Here is a 21,356-nt window from a genome sequence, read left to right on the forward strand (position 1 = left end):
TTATAGGACTTCCAGTTCGTTGTGCGGTAGCGGGAGGGGGCTGGCTTGTTCATGTAAGCCTATTAACCATACGGATTCGCACAGTGAATCCCCCACGGCGCCGAGTTCTGCAACAACGCCCTGTCGCGACGACGACAGAGAACGAAAGGTGAACGCGCTAGTCAAAGCCCACGCAGCGTTGGATGGGCTGCGACACGAGGTCACGTTTCCGTGATCGTTCAGCGGGGATTTCAGGGCCGATTTAAGGGCTGTTCAGACCTAGGCAATTCTTAGGCAAGCAATCTTGTCACGAAATTCTTATAGTAATTTCAATATGTTATAAGATAAATGGTAGCGGAGGAGGGACTTGAACCCCCGACACGCGGATTATGATTCCGCTGCTCTAACCAACTGAGCTACTCCGCCCCAAGGCGTGCGGGCGGCGTACTGGACGCGAAGGTAGGCGTCAAGGGGGAAAGCGCCGCACTCACCCGCCGTCTGGCGGCTCGGCGCGGCTGCCAGGAGCACGATCACGCACCGGCTTTACCCTGCCGCCGTGGTTTGGTTTCCTGCCGAAAACGGAGCGTTTCATGAAACCCCGGCCAACCCCACGCCGCGATGTCGTTCTGATCGGTGGCGGCCATGCCCATGCACTGGTGCTGAGGATGTGGGGTATGGCGCCGCTCCCGGGCGTTGGGCTGACGCTGGTCGATCCGGCCGGAAGCGCCGCCTATTCGGGCATGCTCCCGGGTCATGTCGCGGGGCATTATGCCCGCGACGCGCTCGAAATCGATCTTGTCGGGCTTGCCCGGTACGCGGGGGCCGGGTTCGTTCACGGCCGCGCCACGGCGATCGACCGCATTGCGCGAACCGTGCAGATCGACGGGCAGGGCGATATCCCCTTCGACTGCCTGTCTGTCGACATCGGAATTCACACCTCGATGACGGAAATCCCCGGTTTCGGCGAATATGCGACCCCGGTCAAACCGCTTGATGCCTTCGTCAGTGCCTGGCACGGCTGGCGCATGCGTGTGGCGCGCGGCGATATGCCGGCACGGGCCTGCGTCGTCGGTGCGGGGCTTGCCGGGGTCGAACTGTCGCTGGCAATGGACTACCGCCTGCGGAGAATGGGATGTCGGCCGCAGATTTCCATCGTCGAGTCCGATATCGCGATGCGCGCACTGCCCGGTCGCGCGCGGCGGATTGTGCTCGAACGGTTGCGCCGGGCGGGTATCACGCTTGTCGAGGGCGATCCGCCGTGCCGGCTGGACGCCGGCGGCGTTCTGCTTGACTCCGGCCGCAGGTTGCCGTCGGGGTTCACCCCCACCGTTGCCGGGGCACGCCCCTGGGGCTGGATCGCGGCCACCGGCCTGCCGACGCATAACGGTTTCCTGCGCGTCGATTCCGAACTGCGCAGCCCGGCGGATCGCTCGATCCTCGCCGCCGGGGATTGCGCGCATCTGGATTTCGCACCCCGTCCCAAGGCGGGGGTCTTTGCCGTGCGGGCCGCGCCGATCCTGTTCGCCAACCTGCGCGCGGATCTGGCGGGCACGCCATCACGCGCATTCCACCCGCAGGCGGATTACCTGAAGCTGGTTGCGCTGGCGGCAGGGAGGCGCTGGCCGAAAAGGCCGGGCTGGCGGTTTCAGGCGGATGGGTCTGGAAGTGGAAGGACACTATCGACCGGAATTTCATCGCCCAGTTCCGCAACCTGCCCGACCGGCACGGCTGATGCTGCCAGCGGACCGACAGGCGGCAATACCGCGTCCATATGCACGACCAGCCGGTCGGCGGTGCGGTTCAGGCTGTCGGCATCGAGAGCGATCCGGTATTCCCCGGCCGGATCGCCGGAGGTGCCGCGCGCCCTGGCATAGCGGCTGTCGTAATGCTGCGTTATCAGGTCGCGGGCGAGGTCTTCGAACTGCCGCTCATCGACCATGCCCTGCCAGCGTGCCACCCGTTCACGCCCCTGCAGACGAACGAGCTTCGACAGGATGTCTTTCAGCACCGCCCCATCCTGCGAGATATCGGCATATGTCCGGGCAAGATAGCGCGCCCGTTCGTCCACCGGGGCCGACATGCGAAGCCGGGGCGCGGCGCGCATGGCGTTCCAGACGGCGGGCGGCAGCAACAGGTCGCCCACCTTGCTGCTTTCGGCCTCGACCAGCACCGGGCGGGCGGGGTCGAGCCGCGCCAGCGCCGCCACCAGCCGGCTTTCGAGCATCTTCTGCGACGGTTGCCCACCGGGGCGCTGCCCGAGGACCGACCCGCGATGGTTCGCCAGCCCCTCCAGATCCAGCACCTGTCCGCCGCGCGCCGCCACCAGATGCAGCAGTTCGGTCTTGGCGGTTCCCGTATCGCCGTCGATCAGCACGAACCTGTGGGGCAACACGGCATCGTAGAGTTGCGCGACCACGGCCCGGCGGTATTCGCGGTAGCCGCCGGCCAGAACCTCGGCCCGCCAGCCGATCTGGCTCAGGATCGAGGCGAAGGAATTCGACCGTTGCCCGCCACGCCAGCAGTAGACAAGCGGCCGCCAGCCGCCGTCCTTGTCGGCCAGCGGACCCTGGATATGGCGCGCCGCATTCATCGCCACCAGCGCGGCGCCGACCTTGCGCGCCCTGAAGGGGCTTTCCTGTTTGTAGATCGTGCCGACCCTTGCCCGCTCGTCGTTGTCGAGCACCGGCAGATTGATCGCCCCGGGCAGGCGGTCTTCGGCGAATTCGTCAGGCGAGCGGGTATCGATCACCGTATCGAAGGGCAGATCCAGCGGTCTGGAAAGATCGGGCAGGTCATAGGCCATGGCGCTTCCTACAGCATTTCGGCTTTTCGTTGAATTCGGGTTCCACTGCGCGATGTCCGGACGCAAGGTCGAGACGACTTACCGCCGATCCGAACCGGGCGAAAGCCGGCGCAGCGGCCGGTGTGCCCACCCGACACATGCGCAACCCTGGTATCAATGGAGCCGGCCGGGAACGGGAAAACCGCTTTCGCGCACCGGTTGTCTGCTGCCCCCCCGATCCCGGCTGTTTCACCGCCGCCATGCGCGAGGTGGTGACTTGCCTGGCTGGTGCCCCGGGCGCCGCACCCTGCTGCGCGGGGTCGGGGCGCTCTGCGCGCGGCCGCATCGGCGGTCTTCGCGGCGCGTTGCCTGATGGACGGTTCGACCCCTGGAAGCCGACAAAAGCACCTTGAAAATGTGGCAATAAAGTTGGACCGTCTTCTCAGGTGATCCGGTAAGGACGAGGAGGAGGGCACGGCATGATCCCGATACTCGACTGGCGGCTTTTCGCCGGCGACAGCGATCCGCAGAGGTTTGTCAATGATCTCGGGCTGGCCTGTCGCGACAGCGGATTCTTCCTGCTTCGAAACCACGGGATCGACCGCGACCTGGTTGATCAGGTATTCGCCTCTGCCGACAGCTTCTTCGAACTGACCGAGGCCGAGAAGCGGACGCTCTCGATCTATTCCAACCCTCACAATCGGGGCTGGGCAAAGCTCGGGAGCGAGAAGCTGGATGAAACGGGCACCCTGCTCGACCGCAAGGAAGCCTTCAACATCGGGCTCGACCTGCCGGCGCACGACCCGCGCGTCAGGGCGCGCGAGCCGTTTCGCGGGGTGAATCTCTGGCCCGAGATTCCGGGATTCCGCGACGTGATGCTGCGCTACTTCGACTCGGCAATGACCCTCGGCGTCACCCTGCACCGCGCGATAGCGGCCGATCTCGGCCTGCCCGAGGATTTCTTCCGCGACAAGTTCGATGCGCCGATGGCAACCCTCAGGCTGCTGCACTACCCGCCCGGTACCGGTACGCGCGACGAGATCGGTGCCGGCAACCACACAGATTACGGGTCGATCACCATCCTGAAGACCGATGACGAACCGGGATTGCAAGTGAAAACGCGCGATGGCGCCTGGCTCGACGTTCCCAACGATCCCGACGCGCTGGTGATCAATATCGGCGACTGCCTGATGCGGTGGTCCAACGACATCTATGTCTCGACACCGCACCGCGTGCTGCCGCCCAAACGCCGCCGCCGCTCGATCGCCTTCTTTCTCGACCCGAACCCGGATGCGCTGATCGAGGCGCTGCCCGGAACGGGCGCCGCCAGATATCCCAGCGTTACCGGTGCCGAATATCTGCGCTCGCGGCTTTCGGCGACCTATATGCCGACGCACGGCTGATCATTCGCGCGCCCTGAGCACCTGCGCCGGCCGCGCCGACAGTGACCGCCAGGCAAAGGCCAGCCCGGCAGGTATCGTCGCCGCAACCCCGCCCGAGACGATCAGCAGGGCGGGGACCGGCTCGAAGGCGTAATCGGTTTCCATGACGAAGGTCGTCACCGCCCAGCCGACGGGCCCGCCGCAAGTGTTTCGGCGTTGGCGCTTCCCGCACCTGCCTGGCAAGCGCCGCACAGCGCAGCCAGACGCGCGGGCAGACAGCGGCGATGGCGGGCAGGATGCGGTTGTGGGCCCAGCACAGCTCTGTTGCACAAATCGGCTGCCGGTATTGATCGTTCCAAAGGCGGTTTGACCACCACGTTCCATGCCGCAGTGGATGCGCTCGGGCTGCCGGTCCGGTTCACGATCACACCCGGACAATGGGGCGACTATCCGCAGGCACGCGGGCTGATCGAAGGGCTCGAAGGCATCGGGCACCTCATCATGGATGCGGGCCATGACGCCGACCACCTGCGTCTGTTCATCGCACAAGATCCGGGCGCGACGGCACAGAGCAGGCAGAACCCCTCCCGAGGCGGACGCACGGACATCGATTGGGCGCTCTACACGGAGCGCCATCTCGTCGAATGCTTCTTCAACAAGATCAAACACTTCCGAAGGATCGCCCCGCCACCAAACAGAGTCAACTCGGCAAGTTCAAAGAAGCCGCCCGCCAGCTAGAGACAGACGACGAAGAAGAATGGTTTGAGGAACGGCTTAAGCAGATCGTGAAGCAGAAGCCGGACGACAAGAAATCGTCCGACTGATCCGGCCTGTCACGCAGGTTGATGGCGGACTGCAAAGTATGGGTTTGTTAAATATAAAATTGCCGAAACAAAGCCCGTCGAATGACTTCGGCCCTGATTCCCGCCAGATTCTGGTCTATATATCTCGATGGGTCAGAGTGGAATGGTGGATGATGGCAATGACTCGCCACGCTGAGGCCACCGGCTTGCGGATGTACCCATGGCGCAACGGCGCGCCGCGCTCAGCCCCGCCAGTCGAAAAAGCCCGGTCCCGCGCGCTCCAGCAGGGCGGCGGCGAGGCTGTGGCCAAGCTCCGCCGCGTCCTCGACCGGGGCACTTCCGCCGTCGCTCAGGCTTTCGCTGCCGTCGGGGCGCAGGATCTCGCCCGCCAGCCAGACCGTCCCCCGCTCGAGGCTCGCCAGCCCGGCGATCGGTGTCTCGCAGGACCCGTCGAGCGCGGCGAGAAAGGCGCGTTCCGCCGCAAGCCGCAGCCCGGTCGGGGTGTGGTGGATCGCCTCGAGCAGCGCTGCGGCCCGGTTGTCGGCGCTTCGCCGCTCGATCCCGATGGCCCCCTGCGCGATGGCGGGCAGCATGTCGGACGGGTCGACGGGCGTGCGGATCACGTCGTCCATCCCAAGACGATTGAGGCCGGCACAGGCAAGGAAGGTCGCATCGGCCACACCATCGGCCAGCTTGCGCATCCGGGTCTGAACGTTGCCGCGAAATTCCACCACCTTCAGGTCGGGACGCCGGAACAGCACCTGCGCCCGCCGCCGCAAGGAGGAACTCCCGATCACGGCGCCGGGCGGAAGATCGCCGAAGGCGCGCCCGTCCAGCGTGACGAAGGCGTCGCGCACATCCTCGCGCGGCAGATGGCAATCCAGCACCAGCCCGGCGGGCTGTTCGACCGGCATGTCCTTCATCGAATGCACGGCGATGTCGATGGCGCCCGACAGCAGCGCCTCTTCGATCTCTTTGGTGAAAAGTCCCTTGCCGCCAATCTCCTTGAGCGGGCGGTCGGCGGCGATCAGCGCGCGGTCGTCGCCGGTGGTCCTGATGACGACGATCCCGAACGCCTCGGGCGGCAGGTCGAAGGCCCGGGCCAGCCGGTCGCGCGTTTCGTGGGCCTGCGCCAGCGCCAGCGGCGAGCCGCGGGTGCCGATCTTCAGCGGCGCATCGGATGAGGGAAGGTTCTGGATCATGATTCCCCGTGCTTAATTGCCGCCCGGCCCGCTGACAACTCCCCAGCGGGTTGACTTCCGGTCGCAGACTACGCACCCAGCGGTGTGCGGCAGAGGGAGCGCGACGGATGGTCAGGAAAAAGAAGCTGCTCGCGGCGCTGGCGGGCGAAACCCAGGCGGTACCGCCGATCTGGATGATGCGGCAGGCCGGGCGCTATCTGCCCGAATACCGCGCCACGCGGGCGCAGGCGGGCGATTTCCTGTCGCTCTGCTACACGCCGGACCTGGCCACCGAGGTCACGCTGCAACCCATTCGCCGCTATGGCTTCGACGCGGCGATTCTCTTTGCCGACATCCTGCTGGTGCCGCAGGCGCTCGGCGCCGACCTGTGGTTCGCCGCCGGCGAGGGGCCGCGGCTTTCGACCGTCACGACCCCGGCGGATTTCGACAGGCTTTCGGGGCCGGACGACATTCACGATCACCTCGCCCCGGTCTACGAGACGGTGCGCATCCTGAGCCGCGAACTGCCGCCCGAAACCGCCCTGATCGGCTTTGCCGGTGCGCCGTGGACGGTGGCGACCTACATGATCGCCGGGCGCGGCACGCCCGATCAGGGGCCTGCCCATGCGCTGAAGGCCGAAAACCGGCCGCTCTTCGACGCACTGATCGACCGCATCACCGCCGCGACCATCGAATATCTTTCGAAACAGGCCGGGGCCGGGGCCGAGGTAATCAAGATTTTCGATAGTTGGGCCGGCTCGCTGACGGGCGAGGATTTCGACCGCTACGCACTTGCCCCCGCCACACGGATCGTTGCCGAACTCAAGCGCCGTCACCCCGGACTGCCGATCATCGCCTTCCCGCGCGAGGCGGGCGAGCGGTATATCGGCTTTGCGCGGGCCACGGGTGCCGATTGCGTCGCGCTGGACAATTCCGTCAGCCCGGACTGGGCGGCGGCCAATATTCAGACCGACGGATGTGTGCAGGGAAACCTGGCACCAAGCTATCTGGTAACGGGCGGCAGCGCGCTGATCGAGCAGACCCGCGCCATCGTGCGCGCGTTTTCGAACGGGCCGCATATCTTCAACCTCGGTCACGGCATCACCCCCGATGCCAACCCGGACAACGTAGGCCTGATGATCGAAGCCGTGCGCGAAGGGGCGGGCTGAAGGCGCTATGCCCCCTGCCGCAGGGACCGCAGGCTTTGCCGCTGGCGCCCGGCGGAATCGAAATTCTCCGGGCAGAGCCAGGCCTCGAACGCCGCCCGTATCGCTGGCCAGTCCTCGTCGGTCAGGGCGAACCACGCGGTATCGCGGTTGCGCCCCCGGTAATGCGTGGCCTGCCGAAAGGTGCCTTCGTACCGGAATCCCAGCCGTTCCGCCGCGCGCCGCGATGGCGCGTTGAGCGCATCGCATTTCCACTCGTAGCGCCGGTAGCCGAGCCGGTCCATCGCATGCCGCATCATCAGGAACATCGCCTCGGTCGCCGCGGGTGTCCGCTGAATGGCCGGGGCAAGGTTGATATGGCCCACCTCGACGCTGCCGTTGCCCGGATCGATCCTGAGATAGCTCGCCACACCCTGGCAGCGCCCGCTGGCAAGGTCGCGCAGCACGAAAAACAGCGGATCGTCGCCGAGGCATGTCGCCTGCATCCAGCCGGCAAGATCGCCGGCGGTCGCGAACGGACCATAGGGCAGATAGGTCCAGATGCGCCCCTCGCGGTCTTCGGCAAAAGCGGCGTGAAGCCCGGCCGCGTGACGGACGGGATCGGCGGGTTCGAGCCGGCAGAACCTGCCCTGCATCTCCTGCCGCCCCGGGCGCGGGCGCGGCAGGTCCACCGCAAGGGGCCAGCCGACGGGCTGGCCCAGCGCATTGATGTGCGGCGCGCGTTCCGTCATGGCCATTTCGCCTCGGGCGGCAGCGACATCAGCACCGCGCCGGCGTCATGCCCGGTGGCGAGGCCGAATTTGGTGCCCCGGTCGTAGATCAGGTTGTATTCGGCATAGAGCCCGCGATGGACAAGCTGCGTCTCCTTGTCCGCTTGGCTCCAGGCGGTATCGCGGCGGCGATTGGTGACCAGCAGGAAGGCGGGCAGGAACGCCTCGCCCACCGAGCGGGTGAAATCGAAATCGGCCTCCCAGTCGCCGGTGTTCAGGTCGTCGTAGAAGATGCCGCCGACCCCGCGCGCCCTGCCCCGGTGCGGAACGAAGAAATATTCGTCCGCCCAGGCCTTGAAGCGGTCGTAGTAGTCGAGATCGTGATCGTCGCAGGCGCGCCGGAGCAGCGTATGGAACGCCGCCGTATCCTCGCCATATTCGATGCAGGGGTTCAGGTCGGCGCCGCCGCCGAACCACCACGCATGCGGCGTCCAGAACATCCGGGTGTTCATGTGCACCGCCGGTGCGTGCGGGTTCTGCATATGCGCGACCAGACTGATGCCCGAGGCCCAGAAGGTCGGATCGCGCTCCATGCCCGGGACGCCGCGCGCCGCCATGGCCCTTTGCGCCGTCTCGCCCAATTCGCCGTGAACGGTCGAGATATTCACTCCGACCTTCTCGAACACGCGCCCGGCGCGCATCACGCTCATCAGCCCGCCGCCGGCATCGGCGCCTTCGGGCGCGGCACGCCGGGTTTTTGTCACCTCGAAGCGGCCGGCGGGCGCGGCGGCACGCGGGCCGCCGGTCTGGCTGTCCTCAAGCGCCTCGAACGCGGCCACGATCCGGTCGCGCAACTCGCCGAACCAGGCGGCTGTGCGGGCCTTTTGCTCTTCCATGTCGTCGGTCATCGCGGTCTCCTTCCGGACAGTTGCGCTAACAGCTTTTCCGGGGTCCGGCCAGCCCCGCCCATCCGCGCAATCGGCTTTTGCGCCGGCTGCGGGCAGGGGTATGCTGAGGCATGACAAAAGCGATTCTTGCAGTTCTTTCCATGGCGGTTCTGGCAGGTTGCGCATCCCCGCGCGAGACCTGCGTGAAACGCGCGGTCCGGGATGTCGCGATCATCGACAACCTGATCGCCGAGGTCAAAGGCAACCTTGCGCGCGGTTATGCCATCGACCGCGAGGCCTATGCCGATGTGGATCTCGATTTCTGTTTCGGCGGGTACGGTTACCGCTCGCCGGGCATCGGGTGGCGTTTCTGCCCCACCCCGAGCACCAGTTATGTCACCAGGCCGGTTGCGATCGACCCGGTTGTCGAACAGCGCAAGCTGCGCGAATTGCAGCAGGCCCGCACCAAGGCGCTGCCGCAGGCCAAGCAGCAACTGGCGCAATGCGACGCACAGTTCCCGCCGGTGCCGGCTGCGGCCACGCAACCCGCCGGCCGGTAATCAATGCGCCGGCGCCGTGACCGGATCGACCAGCGTGCGCCCACCGTCGACCGTCAGGATCTGACCGGTCATGAAGGTCGCCGCGTCCGAGGCAAGGAACTGCGCCGCCTCGGCCACTTCCTCGGGCCGGGCGATGCGTTTCATCGGCGTGTGCTGGCGGATATCGGTACGGAACTGGGCGTTTTCCTTCAGCGCCACCGTCAGGCTCGCCGATAGCACCGAGCCGAAGGCGACCGCGTTGACGCGTATCCGGTGCGGCGCCTGCCCCACCGCCAGCGACCGCGTCATCTGGTCCACCGCGGCGGCGGATATCGACTCGCCCAGCAACTCGGGGTGACTGCGCCGCGCGGCGATCGACGACAGGTTGATGATCGAGCCGATCATCTGCTGGTCGTCGTCCTCGTCGTCCGCCGCCTGCTTTATCATCCGCTTCGCCACCGCCTGGCTGAGCCTGAGCGATGTCAGAAGGTTCTGCTGGAGCAGGATTTCGACCGCATCGTCCTCGGGGTCGAGCGGGTCCGACGGCAACATCTGGCGGCAGGCGTTGACCAGAATGTCGATCCGGTCGAAGGCGTCGACCGTGGCCGAAAGCAGGTTGGCCACGGTCAGGCGCTCGCGCAGATCGCCGGCAAAGGCACGGGCAGCACCGTTCGTACCCTCACCCTTCGTTTCGCCCAACTCGTTGCAGAGTCGTTTCTCGTCGATATCGGCGAACATGACATTCGCCCCCTCGTCGACGAAGTGGCGCGCGATGGCGAGACCAAGGCCGTTGGCGGCGCCGGTCACGATGGCTGTCTTGCCTGCAATGGAAAATGACATGGAATTACCGGTTCGGTCCCTGGCTGATGGGTAGCGGCGCGGCTGAGGCCCTGCCTCAGCGCCGCCGGGTCACGGTGCGTTGCCGCCTTGGTCGGTTGGCGGTGTATATCTTGAAACCCGGGGTGCCGGCAAGCTCGTGCACCTCGGCGAATGCCTGGCCGAGCGGCGCCTCGTAGGGAAGGTGGCGGTTGGCGACCATCCACAGCGTGCCATGCGGGCCGAGGATACGCGCCGCCTGCGCGATGAACGCCGCCCCGAGCGACGGATCCGCCGCACGGCCGTTGTGAAAGGGCGGGTTCATCACCACATTGTCAAACGGCTCCGAATCCGTCCAGTCGATCGCATCGGCCCAGTAGAACCGGGCGCGATCGTCCCGGATATTCTGTCGCGCCGCTTCCAGCGCCGCATGTTCGGCCTCGACCAGCGCGCATTCGGTGACACCGCGCCGTTCGAGCACGTGAAACGCCAGATAACCCCAGCCGGCGCCCAGGTCGGCCACCCGGCCCGGCATCTTCGGCGGCAGTGTCCGCGCCAGCGCGACCGAGGCCGGATCGGGCCCGTCCGCCGAGAACATGCCCGGCGCTGTCGTCCAGCCGCTTTCCAGGGTGAGCGTATCGGGCAGCGCCCAGTCGGCAAACGTCTCTGGCGCGGCCTGGAACTGGAACGCCTTGCCATGGGCCTTTGCGCAGGGCTCCGACACGTCCGCGCGTGCCCGAAGCTCGCGCAGCAGCGAATCGATTCCGTCGGTCTTCTGGCCATCGACGATGACCTGCCCGCCATGAATGGTGGCCTGCGCGATCAGCGCCCGCGCCTCGGCCCTGGAGCGCGGCAGCTCGACAATGGCCCCCGAGAACTCCCCCGACGGGCTCACCCCGACACGATACCCCAGCCGCACCCAGGCGTCGTGATCGGGCCGGTTCCCCTGCACGATCTCGATCCTGTCGCGCGGTATGGCGGACAGATCCAGCCCGGCGCGCGGACGAAACACCGCAATACGGCCGGCGGCTGGCAGATGGATGGCGCCCGTTCGCAGGGCAAAGGTCAGGCGGCTCTCGGACATGGAACCCGGATTACCCCCTGCGGCGCGGAAGGTCACGGCAAATCGCGGTTATTCCCGCTCCATCGTGCATTGCAGCGGGTGCTGGTGACGACGGGCGAAATCCATCACCTGCGCCACCTTGGTCTCGGCAATCTCGTGGCTGAACACCCCGACGACGGCGACACCCTTCTTGTGCACCACCAGCATCAGTTCGAATGCCTGCGCATGGGTCATGCCGAAAAACCGTTCGAGTATGTGAACCACGAATTCCATCGGCGTGTAATCGTCGTTCAGCAGCAGCACCTTGTAGAGCGGCGGCCGCTGGGTCCGCGTCCGGGTCCTGGTTGCCACGCCGGTCTGGTCACCGGGCCGGTCATCGCCGCCGGAAGACATGAAATGATCGCTCGGGCGTGTCACGGCGCGGGGCGCTCCATCGGAAAAGGGGATTGTCGGCTCCAAGACAGCTTATATAGGGCGAGGGCACCCTCTGAAAAGAGGCGAGCGCGCCCTGCGCCGGGGAAGACCATGAACATCACTACAATCGGCTTCGATGCCGACGACACGCTCTGGCACAACGAACGGTTCTACGTACTTACGCAGGAGCGATTCGCCGATCTGCTCGCCGACTATACCGACCGGGCCTCGCTGGATGCGCGTCTTCAGGCGGCGGAAAGGCGCAATATTGGTCATTACGGGTATGGTATCAAGGGATTCGTCCTGTCGATGATCGAGACCGCGGTCGATGTGACCGACGCCCGCGTTCCAGCCGCCGTGATTCGCCGCATTCTGGAGATCGGGCAGGAAATGCTGCGCCATCCGATCGAACTTCTGCCCGACGCGCACAAGACGGTCGCGGCGATGGCGGCCTCGCGCCACCGGCTGGTGCTGATCACCAAGGGCGACCTGCTGGATCAGGAGCGCAAGCTCGCCGAATCGGGATTGTGGGAATATTTCGACGCGGTCGAGATCGTTTCGGAGAAATCGGCGGCCGTTTACCGGCGCATCTTCAACCGTCACGGCGACGGGCCCGAGCGCGCGATGATGGTCGGCAATTCGATGAAATCCGATGTCCTGCCCGCGATCGAGGCAGGTGCCTGGGCTGTCCACGTTCCGTTCGAACTGGTCTGGGCGCTGGAATCGGCCCCCGCGCCCACCGGACACGAACGTTACCGGGTTCTTGATGGACTCGGCGGATTGAAGGCACTGGTCGATTGGATCGGCTGAGATGTTGGGGGCCAGGCCGAATTTGGCACGACATCTTGCGATGTTGCTTTAGAGTCACCTTGAAAATGCTTGAGATTCCACGCTTTTGATACGGCTTGGGCCGTGTTATCCTGAACACAACAAACAAGATTCCGACCCTGAAAACAGGGCGGGCAGAGGCAGACAGAGGCAGTTTCATCATGACACCCGGTATTCGGGGCAAAAGCCCCTTGGCCGCCACGATATTTCTCATGCTGTTCTTTCTGGTACTGCTGGGGACCAGCCTGCGCGCTGGTGCCGCGCAATATGCGGCCATGGTCATGGACGCCCGGACCGGCAAGGTGCTGCATTCCCGCAATGCCGACACCCGCCTGCACCCGGCGTCACTGACCAAGATGATGACGCTCTACATTGCCTTCGAAGCCGTGGAACACGGCGAGATCGGCCTCGACAGCAAGGTGACGATCTCGAAGAGGGCGGCGAACGAGGTGCCCTCGAAGCTGGGGCTCAGGGCCGGACAGAAGATCGAACTCCGCTATCTGATCCGGGCGGCGGCGGTGAAATCCGCCAACGATGCCGCAACCGCCATCGGCGAAGCCATCTCGGGCAGCGAAGCTGCCTTCGCCCGGCGGATGAACCGGACCGCCAAGGCGCTGGGGATGACCCGGACCACCTTCAAGAACGCCAACGGGCTGACCGAAGCGGGGCACCTGTCGACCGCGCGGGACATGACAATCCTCGGCCGGCATCTGTTTTACGATTACCCGCAATATTACAACCTGTTCTCACGCACCCAGGCCGATGCCAAGATCGGCACCGTCTACAACACCAACCGCAAGTTCCTGAAATCCTATGCCGGCGCGGACGGGATCAAGACCGGATACACCAGCGCTGCCGGCTCCAACCTGGTTGCTTCGGCACACCGGGGCGACAAGCGCATCATCACCACCGTCTTCGGCGCCTCGTCGGCGGCCGCGCGCAACAAGCGCGTCGCCGAACTGATGGATTTCGGCTTTCAGAACGCCCCGCGCCACGCAGCCGTGCAGCAGCCCGGCGCGCCGCAATATGCCGGCCGCAGCGAACCGGCGGCGGTCAAGACGGTTCAGGTGGCGCGGGTCCTCAATACCTCGCTGCGCCCGGTGGCACGGCCGGCGAGTGAAGTCGCGTCAGCCACCAATGCCGGCGCGGTCAAGCTTGCAGCGTTACAGTCGGATATCGAGGCGGCCATCGCCGTTGCAACCACCGAAACGCAGGCCCCCCCCACACCGGCGGCCGAACCGGAAGCCGCGATCGAGACGGCAGTGGCAGAGCCCGCGCGCGACGCTATCGAAACGGCAAGCGCCGCCGCGTCCAGTCTTCTGCCCAAGGCACGCCCGCGCAAGCTCGACTTTGCCGCCGCCGCACCCGAACAGGTCGCGACCGAAGAACAGGTGGTGGTCAGCCGGGCCTCCACCTCGGGCGGGCACAACTGGGGCATCAATGTCGGGCGCTATTCGTCGCGCTTCAAGGCCGAGCAGGTGTTGCTGAAAACCGCGTTGCAGGAAATGTCGACGCTCGACGGCGCCTTGCGCAAGGTCCGGCAGGGCAATGCCGGCTTCGACGCGAACTTCGTCGGGCTCAGCGCCGACCAGGCCGATCTCGCCTGCAAGCGGCTTGCCGCCCAGGGTGCGGAATGCTCGACCTTCGGCCCCGGATGATTGGTGGATTACTTCGGCAGTGCAGCCCTGCGCCCCCATCCGGGGGCGTTTTTTTGTGCCGCCTGCGCCGCCGATACGGCCCGGTCATTCCTTTGGGTGATCGTCGTAGTCCGAGGACAATATGCGCCGGCTGTCGCCTTCGGGATCGTCGTACTGGTCGGTCTTGACCGACCAGTAGAAAGCGGCAAGCCCCAGCCCGCCGAGAAACAGCGACACCGGGATCAGGAAGACCAGCACATCCATCGCCTATTTCAGCCTCAGCGAGTTGAGCGACACCGTGATCGACGAGGCCGACATCGCAAGGGCCGCCGCAAGCGGCGTCGCAAATCCGGCAATGGCGATCGGAACCGCAATCACGTTATAGACCGACGCAATGGTGAAATTCTGCCTGATCCGCGTCACGGCGGACCGTGCGGTGGTCACCGCTGCCGCGAGCGGCCCGATATCCTCGCCCAGAAGCACGATATCCGAGGCAACCCGCGCCGCATCGAGCGCCGAGGCGGGTGAAATCGACACATGAGCCGCAGCCAGCGCGGCCGTATCGTTCAGCCCGTCGCCGACCATCAGCACCCGGTGCCCCTGGCCGGTCAGCGCCTCGATCCGGGCGGCCTTCTGCGCCGGCAGTGCCTCGGCAATGATATCGGAAATCCCCAGCCGTTCGGCAAAGGCGCGCACGGCAGGCCCGGAGTCGCCCGAGATCAGCGCCACCGACATACCCGCCGATTTCAGCGCCCCGACAGCGGCTTCGGCGCCGGGGCGCATCCGGTCGGCAAAGGCGAAACAGACAGGCTCCCGCCCCTCGACCGACAGCCACGAAGATGTGTGCGCCGGGGCAGAGGCGCCGATCCATGCCGCGCGGCCGAGCCGCGCCCGCCGACCCTGCCATGAGCCTTCGGTGCCGTATCCCGGCACTTCGACGATATCGCTCACGGGCTCGGTCGCGATCCCGGCACGCTCCGCCGCTTCGACCAGGGCGCGCGACAGTGGATGCGACGAGCCGGCCGCCAACCCCGCCGCCAGAGCGAGATCGCGCGGATCGTGCCCGGCCGCGTCCTGCAACTCCGGCGTGCCCAGCGTCAGCGTCCCGGTCTTGTCGAAGACCACCGTGTCGACCTCGGCCAGACGTTCGAGCGCGGTGCCATCCTTGATCAGCATGCCCTTGCGGAACAGCCGCCCCGAGGCGGCGGTGGTCACCGCCGGCACCGCCAGCCCTAGTGCGCACGGGCAGGTGATGATCAGAACCGCCGCCGCAATGTTGACCGCCAGGCGCGCATCGCCGGTATAAAGATACCACCCCACCCCGGCGATCAGCGACAGGATATGCACCCCCGGTGCGTAGAGGCCCGCCGCCCGGTCGGCGAGCGATGTGTAGCGGTTCCGCGTGCTTTCGGCCATCGCGACAAGATCGGCCATGCGATGCAGCGAGGAATCGCGCCCCGCCGAGGTGACCTCGACCGTCAGCGGTCCGGTCAGGTTGACCTCCCCGGCGCTGATCGCGCCGCCCGGCTCGGCCAGCACCGGAACGGTCTCGCCGGTCAGCAGCGAGCGGTCGAGTTCGCTCGTCCCGGCCACGACGATGCCATCCACCGGCATGCGCCCGCCGGGGCGCACCAGCACCCTGTCACCGGGGCGCAAATCGGCCACGTCGACAGCCACCTCGGCCCCGTCGTCGAGCCGAATGGCCCGTACAACCTCCAGCGCGGCCAGTTCCTCGGCGGCGCTGCGCGCGATGGCGCGCGTGCGAAAATCCAGATACCGGCCCGCCAGGAGAAAGAAGGTCAGCGACATGGCGGCATCGAAATAGGCATGCTCGCCCGAATGCGCCGTTTCGTAGAGCGAGGTGCCGAGCGCAAGCACGATCGCCAGCGAAATCGGGACATCCATGTTCAGCCGGCCATGCCGGAGCGCCGCCCACGCGCTGCGAAAGAACGGCTGGCCGGCAAAGGCGATCGCGGGAACGGCAATCGCGCCCGAGATCCAGTGAAACAGGTCGCGTGTCGCATCCGCCGCGCCGGACCACACGGCCACCGACAGAAGCATGATGTTCATCGCGGCGAAGCCGGCCACCGCCAGCCGCATCAGCAACTCGCGGCCCTGCCGGTCGGTCGCGGTGACCGACAGCATGGCGGCGTCCATCTCGTGTGCCTCGTACCCGACGGCATTCACCGCCGTGACCAGCGCCCCGGCCGTCACCTCCGGCGCCGCATCGACCGAGGCACGCCGGCGCGTCAGGTTCACCCGCGCCGAGCGCACCCCCGGATGCGCCTCAAGCGCGCGCTCGACGGTGACGATGCAGGCCGCGCAATGTATGCCGGGCAGCGACAGCAGCAGCGCCGCGTCGTGTATCGCATCGCCCGCGGCCCCGCCGGCGGCGATCCGCCGCGCCATCGGCGCCGCCTCGCAGGCCGGACAGGCGGATATCGTCGGGCCTTCGGGATAGGAGGTATCGGCCATTGCACTACTCGATCCGAAGTTCGATGCGCTGCCTGAAGGACGTCCCGTCAGGTGCCAGCGCGACAAACCGGATGTCCCAGAAACCGGGCGCAAGATCGACCGGCGCAGTGAATACACCGTCGCGGTAGCTGAAATCCGGCCTCACGTCGTCCCTGACCTGTGTCGGACGGCCGACGGTGGCATCCAGTTCCCGTACCTCGACAGGATAGCCATTGCGGCCGAGGAAGGTCATCGTCAGCACGCCATCCTCGACCACCGCGTCGACCTTCCAGCCGAGCGCCTCCTGCGCGGCGCGATCGGCGTCGAAGGTCTGGCTGGCGACATAAGAGTTCCGCACCTCGAGCCCCGGAAAGGTGCCCACCGCCAGCACCGCAAGAGTGACGTTTACCGCGATGACCACCGAAAAGGCGGCGACGGTGATAAACAGAACCTTGCGGCCGGTCAGTTCCATTTCAGTTGCCTCCGGTTCCCACGAACGACGATTCCTTGTACACTCTTTCGCCGCTCGACAAATCCTCTATCCAGAATTCGATGTCGGTCCGCTCGGCGCTTGCCGGCGCGCTCCCCTTCGGCGCGGTCACGTAGATGCGCTGCTTGCCGGTCGCATTGCCGGGAACGATGAACTCGTCGCCAGGCACCCCCTCGACCTCGAGCACAAGCTCCGGATAGTCGGAACCGAGGTGGGCGGCAAATCCGCGCTCCTCGCCATACTTGTTGCGAATGCCGAAATCGTAGCTGTTGCGGATCGAACCGTCCGACATCGTGACGAAAAGCGGCTGCCGGACCGGGTGCACGGTGGCCGAGATCGTCGGTCGGATGAACAGCATCACCACCAGCCCGATACCGATCGCCGACCAGAGGAAGGTGTAGAGCAGCGTGCGCGGACGGAAGACATGCTTCCAGACCGAGCGCGGCGGCTTGCCCGCGCGCTCGCGCTCCTCGTCGCTGAGCGCCATGTAGCCGATCAGGCCGCGCGGCTTGCCGGTCTTGTCCATGATCTCGTTGCAGGCATCGATGCAGAGCGCGCAGGTGATGCAGGCAAGCTGCTGACCGTCGCGGATATCGATTCCCATCGGGCAGACATTCACGCAGGCCATGCAATCGATGCAATCGCCCAGCCCCTCGGCATCGGCCCCCTTGCGCCGCGCGCCGCGCGGCTCGCCGCGCCATTCGCGATACCCGACGGTCAGCGTATCCGGGTCCATCATCGCCCCCTGGATACGCGGCCACGGGCACATGTAGATGCACATCTGCTCGCGGAAGAAGCCGCCGAAAACCAGCGTCGTCGCCGTCAGAACACCGATGGTCGTATAGGCGACCGGGCTGGCATCGAAGGTCAGAAGATCGCGCAGCAACGTCGGCGCATCGGTGAAATAGAACACCCACGCCCCGCCGGTCGCCAGCGCGATCAGCAGCCAGACGATATATTTCGTCAGCCTGAGGCGGAACTTGTGCAGGTCCATCTTCTTTTGCCGGTGAAGACGCAGGCGCGCGTTGCGATCGCCCTCGATCCAGCGCTCGACAAGAATGAATAGGTCGGTCCAGACGGTTTGCGGACAGGCGTAGCCGCACCAGACCCGCCCGAGAGCCGAGGTGAACAGAAACAGCCCGAGGCCGGCCATGATCAGCAGGCCGGCAACGAAGTAGAATTCGTGCGGCCAGATCTCGATCCAGAAGAAGAAGAAGCGCCGGTTCGCCAGGTCGATCAGAACAGCCTGATCCGGCAGGCCGGGGCCGCGATCCCAGCGTATCCACGGCGTCACGTAGTAGATGCCCAGGGTGACGATCATGATCACCCATTTCAGGGTGCGGAACTCTCCCTGCACCCGGCGCGGAAAGACCGGCTCGCGCGGGATATACAGCGGATCGGGATGGCTGCCTGTATCGCTCACTTAAGCTCTCCGGTAGCTGCGGCGTCAAATTTTGCCCATACTATGGGCGACTACGAAAAAGCAACTTTGATATACATCAATAATTCCCGCAATGACCTCGGGTCGGCGGGTTCTATCAGACGTACCCTGCGGAAGCGCTGCGCCCGCATGTCGCGCTGGCATGATAGCGGTGTGGGGAACGAAAACAAAGGCGCCCCGATCCTCCTAGGAAACGCGCGAACAGGACGGAGGACCGGGGCGTATCTTCCAGGGGAGGACACCCACTGGAAACCCTATGTAAGTTCGAACTGCGGCGTTCTTCTCAATTCTTCCGCAGCCCATGCGCAATCTCTATGACCGGGGTCGCCAGGAAGCCTTGATCTGGATCAAACGAAACCGCGCAATTCGCCGCAGATCGCGCATAGCCGACATGCGGATTCGGCAAACCTCGTCCGCAAAGGAAACCCCGCCCCTATTCCGGGGCGGGGATGATCGGGTAATCGGATCAGAACCGGGCGCCGGTGCTATTCGCCACCGCCAAGCCCGTGAACATAGAACGAGACCGCGCGGACCTCGGGCTCGCCCACCGCGGCCGTGGTCGCCCCGCCCTGCGGCGGCATGATGCCGAAACGGCCGCCCCAGACCGTTTCATGGATCGTCGCCTCGTCACCGCCATAGAGCCAGATCGCATCGGTCAGGTTGGGCGCGCCCTGCTCCGGATCGCCGGTGCCGGTTTCGCCATGGCAGGCGGCACAGTTGTCGGCAAAGACTGTCTCTCCCGCCTCGGCCAGCGTCGGCTCGTTTTCCTGACCCGAGATCTTCAGCACGTAATTGACCGCCTGGTTGATCTCTTCCTCGCTGAGCATCTCGTCGCGCCCGAAGGCCGACATCTCGGACCAGCGGGCATCGGAATCCTGTTCGTTCCGGACACCGTGTTTGACCGAGAGATAGATCTGGTCGATCGTACCGCCCCAGAGCCAGCTGTTGTCGAGCAGGTTGGGATATCCGACGGTCTGGTTCCCCTGCGCCCCCGATCCGTGGCACTGGGCGCACCAGGTGCGGAACACGGCCGCGCCGGCATTGTTGGCGAAGCTGACCAGTTCGGGATCGTCGGCTATGGCCGTCAGTTCGGTATCGACCAGCCGCTGCTTGATCGCGGCGTTCTGCGCGTCGAACTGGTCGATCTCGGCGGCCACGTCGGCGCGGGTCGAAAACCCGAGCAGACCTGCCGTCGCCCTGGTGGCAAGCGGCCAGGCCGGGTAGAGAACCGAATAGACCAGCGCCCAGACCACACAGCCGTAAAACGTCCACAGCCACCAGCGCGGCAGGGGGTTGTTCAGTTCCTCGATCCCGTCCCAGCGATGGCCGGTCGTTCCGACCTCCTGCTTTGGCTTACTAACGGGTTTCTTGCTCATTCCCGAGCCTCCTTGGGGTTCGGCTCCGCCAGGTCCGCCGCCGGGGCGTCCTCGTGGCGAAAGATGATATTTGCACTGTCACGTTGCTCTCTGGAACTTCCGGGCCGAAAGACCCAGAAGATCACGCCAAGAAAGCAGAGGAAGAGGAAAAGCAGCATCCAGCTGTCGGCAAATCCTCTCAGGAGGGAGTATGTGTCTCCGTCCATCCGTTCTGCTCCCTATCGGCTGGCAACGGGCTCGAAGGTCGAGAAATCAACCAGCGTCCCCAGCATCTGAAGGTAGGCAAGCAACGCGTCCATTTCCGAAATGCCGGGCTGGCCGTCGAAGTTGCGTACCTGCGCCCCCGGATACCGCTCCAGAAGACCGTCCGAATCGCTGTCGGCATCGGCCTGCGCCTGGAAATCGGCAGCCGCGTTCTCCAGCATCTCATCGGAGTAGGGCACGCCGACCGCGCGGTTGGTCCGCAACAGGTCGGTGATGTACCTGTCCGACACCGGACGGTCGAGCAGGAAGCCGTATTTCGGCATCACCGATTCGGGCACCACCGATTGCGGATCGACCAGATGGTCGACATGCCAGGCATCCGAATAGCGCCCGCCAAGACGGGCCAGATCGGGCCCGGTCCGCTTCGATCCCCACTGGAACGGATGGTCGTATTGCGATTCGGCCGCCAGCGAATAGTGGCCATAACGCTCCACCTCGTCGCGCATCGGGCGGATCATCTGGCTGTGGCAGAGATAACACCCTTCGCGGACATAGATGTTGCGGCCTTCCAGTTCGAGCGGCGAATAGGGGCGCATTCCGTCCACATCCTCGATCGTGTTCTGGAGATAGAACAGCGGCACGATCTCCACGATGCCGCCGATGGTGACGACAAGGAAGCTGAGAGCGAACAGGATCGTCGCGTTGGTCTCGATGATCTTGTGCTTGTCGATAAGGGCCATTGTCCGTCCCTCCTTATTCGGCAGGCGCAGCGACCGGAGCGGCCGCCGCCTTGGGCGCGCCGCGGGTCACTGTAAGCCAGAGGTTGACGACCATGATGATTGCGCCCGCCAGGTAGAGGATCCCGCCGGTTGCGCGCACGATGAACATCGGATGCATCGCGGCCACCGAATCGGCGAAGGAGTTCACCAGGAAGCCGTTCGCATCGACCTCGCGCCACATCAGCCCCTGCATGATCCCCGACACCCACATCGAGGCGGCGTAGAGGACGATGCCGATCGTGGCGAGCCAGAAGTGCCAGTTGACCGCGGTCAGCGAATAGAGCCGCTCGCGTTTCCACAGCGTCGGCACGAGGAAATAGAGCGCGCCGAAGGTGATCATGCCGTTCCAGCCCAAGGCGCCGGAATGGACGTGACCGATGGTCCAGTCGGTATAGTGGCTGAGCGAGTTCACCGCCCGGATCGAC

The 21,356-nt window shown here is 65.5% G+C and carries 22 protein-coding genes, 1 tRNA gene and 1 pseudogene; 7 read left to right on the top strand and 17 right to left on the bottom strand.

Annotated features, from left to right (window positions below; translation table 11 throughout):
• Positions 1-328: 328 nt before the first annotated feature.
• Positions 329-405: transfer RNA gene (locus tag ACK5IR_RS01775), tRNA-Met, on the bottom strand.
• Positions 406-653: 248 nt separating this feature from the next.
• Here ACK5IR_RS01775 and ACK5IR_RS01780 point away from each other — a divergent pair.
• Positions 654-1,535: pseudogene (locus tag ACK5IR_RS01780) on the top strand (FAD-dependent oxidoreductase); the annotation flags it as partial.
• An 89-nt stretch (positions 1,536-1,624) separates the two neighbouring features.
• Here the strand turns inward: ACK5IR_RS01780 and mnmH are convergent.
• Positions 1,625-2,782: a tRNA 2-selenouridine(34) synthase MnmH gene (gene mnmH, locus ACK5IR_RS01785; protein ID WP_416925302.1), complete on the bottom strand. Its 1,158-nt coding sequence runs from the start codon at positions 2,780-2,782 to the stop codon at positions 1,625-1,627.
• Positions 2,783-3,240: 458 nt separating this feature from the next.
• Between mnmH and ACK5IR_RS01790 the strand changes: the two genes are divergently transcribed.
• Entirely contained in the window at positions 3,241-4,164 is a 924-nt protein-coding gene (locus tag ACK5IR_RS01790; protein ID WP_416925304.1) for an isopenicillin N synthase family dioxygenase, read from the top strand.
• Here the strand turns inward: ACK5IR_RS01790 and ACK5IR_RS01795 are convergent, their stop codons facing one another.
• Positions 4,165-4,323: a hypothetical protein gene (locus tag ACK5IR_RS01795; protein WP_416925306.1), complete on the bottom strand. Its 159-nt coding sequence runs from the start codon at positions 4,321-4,323 to the stop codon at positions 4,165-4,167.
• 186 nt (positions 4,324-4,509) lie between these two features.
• Between ACK5IR_RS01795 and ACK5IR_RS01800 the strand changes: the two genes are divergently transcribed.
• A complete protein-coding gene (locus ACK5IR_RS01800; protein ID WP_416925308.1) occupies positions 4,510-4,881 on the top strand; it encodes a transposase in 372 nt (123 codons plus the stop codon).
• Positions 4,882-5,188: 307 nt separating this feature from the next.
• Here the strand turns inward: ACK5IR_RS01800 and hemC are convergent, their stop codons facing one another.
• On the bottom strand, positions 5,189-6,148 hold the full coding sequence (gene hemC / locus ACK5IR_RS01805; protein WP_416925310.1) for a hydroxymethylbilane synthase: 960 nt from the start codon (positions 6,146-6,148) through the stop codon (positions 5,189-5,191).
• Between the two features lie 107 nt (positions 6,149-6,255).
• On the opposite strand from hemC, the gene hemE reads away from it, so the two are divergent.
• A complete protein-coding gene (hemE, locus tag ACK5IR_RS01810) occupies positions 6,256-7,296 on the top strand; it encodes a uroporphyrinogen decarboxylase (protein ID WP_416925312.1) in 1,041 nt (346 codons plus the stop codon).
• 5 nt (positions 7,297-7,301) lie between these two features.
• Here the strand turns inward: hemE and ACK5IR_RS01815 are convergent, their stop codons facing one another.
• Complete coding sequence (locus tag ACK5IR_RS01815; RefSeq protein WP_416925314.1) at positions 7,302-8,024, bottom strand: GNAT family N-acetyltransferase; 723 nt, start codon at positions 8,022-8,024, stop codon at positions 7,302-7,304.
• Positions 8,021-8,911, bottom strand: coding sequence for an oxygen-dependent coproporphyrinogen oxidase (gene hemF / locus ACK5IR_RS01820; RefSeq protein ID WP_416925316.1), 891 nt, complete (start codon positions 8,909-8,911; stop codon positions 8,021-8,023). Before hemF ends, ACK5IR_RS01815 begins: the two co-directional genes overlap by 4 nt.
• 182 nt (positions 8,912-9,093) lie before the next feature.
• On the opposite strand from hemF, the gene ACK5IR_RS01825 reads away from it, so the two are divergent.
• Entirely contained in the window at positions 9,094-9,450 is a 357-nt protein-coding gene (locus ACK5IR_RS01825; protein ID WP_416925318.1) for a hypothetical protein, read from the top strand.
• Here the strand turns inward: ACK5IR_RS01825 and ACK5IR_RS01830 are convergent, their stop codons facing one another.
• From ACK5IR_RS01830 to clpS, 3 genes are read right to left on the bottom strand one after another with little or no spacing between them, the layout of a single operon-like run.
• Complete coding sequence (locus ACK5IR_RS01830) at positions 9,451-10,269, bottom strand: SDR family NAD(P)-dependent oxidoreductase (protein WP_416925320.1); 819 nt, start codon at positions 10,267-10,269, stop codon at positions 9,451-9,453.
• 55 nt (positions 10,270-10,324) lie between these two features.
• The gene (locus ACK5IR_RS01835; RefSeq protein WP_416925322.1) at positions 10,325-11,329 is read right to left on the bottom strand and encodes a class I SAM-dependent methyltransferase; all 1,005 of its coding nucleotides are present in this window, start codon (positions 11,327-11,329) and stop codon (positions 10,325-10,327) included.
• A gap of 48 nt (positions 11,330-11,377) precedes the next feature.
• Positions 11,378-11,701 (bottom strand): ATP-dependent Clp protease adapter ClpS, encoded by a 324-nt coding sequence (gene clpS / locus ACK5IR_RS01840; protein WP_416925342.1) that lies wholly within the window; start codon positions 11,699-11,701, stop codon positions 11,378-11,380.
• A gap of 132 nt (positions 11,702-11,833) precedes the next feature.
• On the opposite strand from clpS, the gene ACK5IR_RS01845 reads away from it, so the two are divergent.
• Complete coding sequence (locus ACK5IR_RS01845) at positions 11,834-12,532, top strand: HAD family hydrolase (protein ID WP_416925324.1); 699 nt, start codon at positions 11,834-11,836, stop codon at positions 12,530-12,532.
• A 230-nt stretch (positions 12,533-12,762) separates the two neighbouring features.
• A complete protein-coding gene (locus ACK5IR_RS01850) occupies positions 12,763-14,208 on the top strand; it encodes a serine hydrolase (protein WP_416925344.1) in 1,446 nt (481 codons plus the stop codon).
• An 84-nt stretch (positions 14,209-14,292) separates the two neighbouring features.
• Here ACK5IR_RS01850 and ccoS read toward each other — a convergent pair whose 3' ends face one another.
• The 8 genes from ccoS to ACK5IR_RS01890 all read right to left on the bottom strand — a co-directional run.
• Positions 14,293-14,451, bottom strand: coding sequence for a cbb3-type cytochrome oxidase assembly protein CcoS (gene ccoS, locus ACK5IR_RS01855; RefSeq protein WP_416925326.1), 159 nt, complete (start codon positions 14,449-14,451; stop codon positions 14,293-14,295).
• A gap of 3 nt (positions 14,452-14,454) precedes the next feature.
• Entirely contained in the window at positions 14,455-16,662 is a 2,208-nt protein-coding gene (locus tag ACK5IR_RS01860) for a heavy metal translocating P-type ATPase (protein ID WP_416925328.1), read from the bottom strand.
• 4 nt (positions 16,663-16,666) lie between these two features.
• Positions 16,667-17,113 carry a FixH family protein gene (locus ACK5IR_RS01865; protein ID WP_416925330.1) on the bottom strand — a complete coding sequence of 149 codons (447 nt, stop codon included), beginning with the start codon at positions 17,111-17,113 and terminating at the stop codon, positions 16,667-16,669.
• A gap of 1 nt (position 17,114) precedes the next feature.
• Complete coding sequence (gene ccoG, locus ACK5IR_RS01870) at positions 17,115-18,554, bottom strand: cytochrome c oxidase accessory protein CcoG (RefSeq protein ID WP_416925332.1); 1,440 nt, start codon at positions 18,552-18,554, stop codon at positions 17,115-17,117.
• A gap of 503 nt (positions 18,555-19,057) precedes the next feature.
• On the bottom strand, positions 19,058-19,948 hold the full coding sequence (gene ccoP, locus ACK5IR_RS01875; RefSeq protein ID WP_416925334.1) for a cytochrome-c oxidase, cbb3-type subunit III: 891 nt from the start codon (positions 19,946-19,948) through the stop codon (positions 19,058-19,060).
• Positions 19,945-20,154, bottom strand: a complete 210-nt coding sequence (locus tag ACK5IR_RS01880; protein WP_416925336.1) for a cbb3-type cytochrome c oxidase subunit 3 — start codon at positions 20,152-20,154, stop codon at positions 19,945-19,947. The genes ccoP and ACK5IR_RS01880 overlap by 4 nt, the downstream gene beginning before the upstream one ends.
• Positions 20,155-20,166: 12 nt before the next feature.
• On the bottom strand, positions 20,167-20,892 hold the full coding sequence (gene ccoO, locus ACK5IR_RS01885; RefSeq protein ID WP_416925338.1) for a cytochrome-c oxidase, cbb3-type subunit II: 726 nt from the start codon (positions 20,890-20,892) through the stop codon (positions 20,167-20,169).
• A 13-nt stretch (positions 20,893-20,905) separates the two neighbouring features.
• On the bottom strand, positions 20,906-21,356 hold a 451-nt coding region (locus ACK5IR_RS01890; RefSeq protein WP_416925340.1), incomplete at its 5' end, for a cbb3-type cytochrome c oxidase subunit I.

Source organism: Tropicimonas sp. (assembly GCF_047971885.1).
Classification (GTDB): Bacteria; Pseudomonadota; Alphaproteobacteria; order Rhodobacterales; family Rhodobacteraceae; genus Tropicimonas.

Bases quoted from the DNA above. Each gene is read 5' to 3' on its own strand.
- mnmH (WP_416925302.1), bottom strand. From the start codon at position 2,782: ATGGCCTATGACCTGCCCGATCTTTCCAGACCGCTGGATCTGCCCTTC.
- ACK5IR_RS01790 (WP_416925304.1), top strand. From the start codon at position 3,241: ATGATCCCGATACTCGACTGGCGGCTTTTCGCCGGCGACAGCGATCCG.
- hemC (WP_416925310.1), bottom strand. From the start codon at position 6,148: ATGATCCAGAACCTTCCCTCATCCGATGCGCCGCTGAAGATCGGCACC.
- hemE (WP_416925312.1), top strand. From the start codon at position 6,256: ATGGTCAGGAAAAAGAAGCTGCTCGCGGCGCTGGCGGGCGAAACCCAG.
- ACK5IR_RS01815 (WP_416925314.1), bottom strand. From the start codon at position 8,024: ATGACGGAACGCGCGCCGCACATCAATGCGCTGGGCCAGCCCGTCGGC.
- hemF (WP_416925316.1), bottom strand. From the start codon at position 8,911: ATGACCGACGACATGGAAGAGCAAAAGGCCCGCACAGCCGCCTGGTTC.
- ACK5IR_RS01830 (WP_416925320.1), bottom strand. From the start codon at position 10,269: ATGTCATTTTCCATTGCAGGCAAGACAGCCATCGTGACCGGCGCCGCC.
- ACK5IR_RS01835 (WP_416925322.1), bottom strand. From the start codon at position 11,329: ATGTCCGAGAGCCGCCTGACCTTTGCCCTGCGAACGGGCGCCATCCAT.
- clpS (WP_416925342.1), bottom strand. From the start codon at position 11,701: ATGTCTTCCGGCGGCGATGACCGGCCCGGTGACCAGACCGGCGTGGCA.
- ACK5IR_RS01845 (WP_416925324.1), top strand. From the start codon at position 11,834: ATGAACATCACTACAATCGGCTTCGATGCCGACGACACGCTCTGGCAC.
- ACK5IR_RS01850 (WP_416925344.1), top strand. From the start codon at position 12,763: ATGCTGTTCTTTCTGGTACTGCTGGGGACCAGCCTGCGCGCTGGTGCC.
- ccoS (WP_416925326.1), bottom strand. From the start codon at position 14,451: ATGGATGTGCTGGTCTTCCTGATCCCGGTGTCGCTGTTTCTCGGCGGG.
- ACK5IR_RS01860 (WP_416925328.1), bottom strand. From the start codon at position 16,662: ATGGCCGATACCTCCTATCCCGAAGGCCCGACGATATCCGCCTGTCCG.
- ACK5IR_RS01865 (WP_416925330.1), bottom strand. From the start codon at position 17,113: ATGGAACTGACCGGCCGCAAGGTTCTGTTTATCACCGTCGCCGCCTTT.
- ccoP (WP_416925334.1), bottom strand. From the start codon at position 19,948: ATGAGCAAGAAACCCGTTAGTAAGCCAAAGCAGGAGGTCGGAACGACC.
- ACK5IR_RS01880 (WP_416925336.1), bottom strand. From the start codon at position 20,154: ATGGACGGAGACACATACTCCCTCCTGAGAGGATTTGCCGACAGCTGG.
- ccoO (WP_416925338.1), bottom strand. From the start codon at position 20,892: ATGGCCCTTATCGACAAGCACAAGATCATCGAGACCAACGCGACGATC.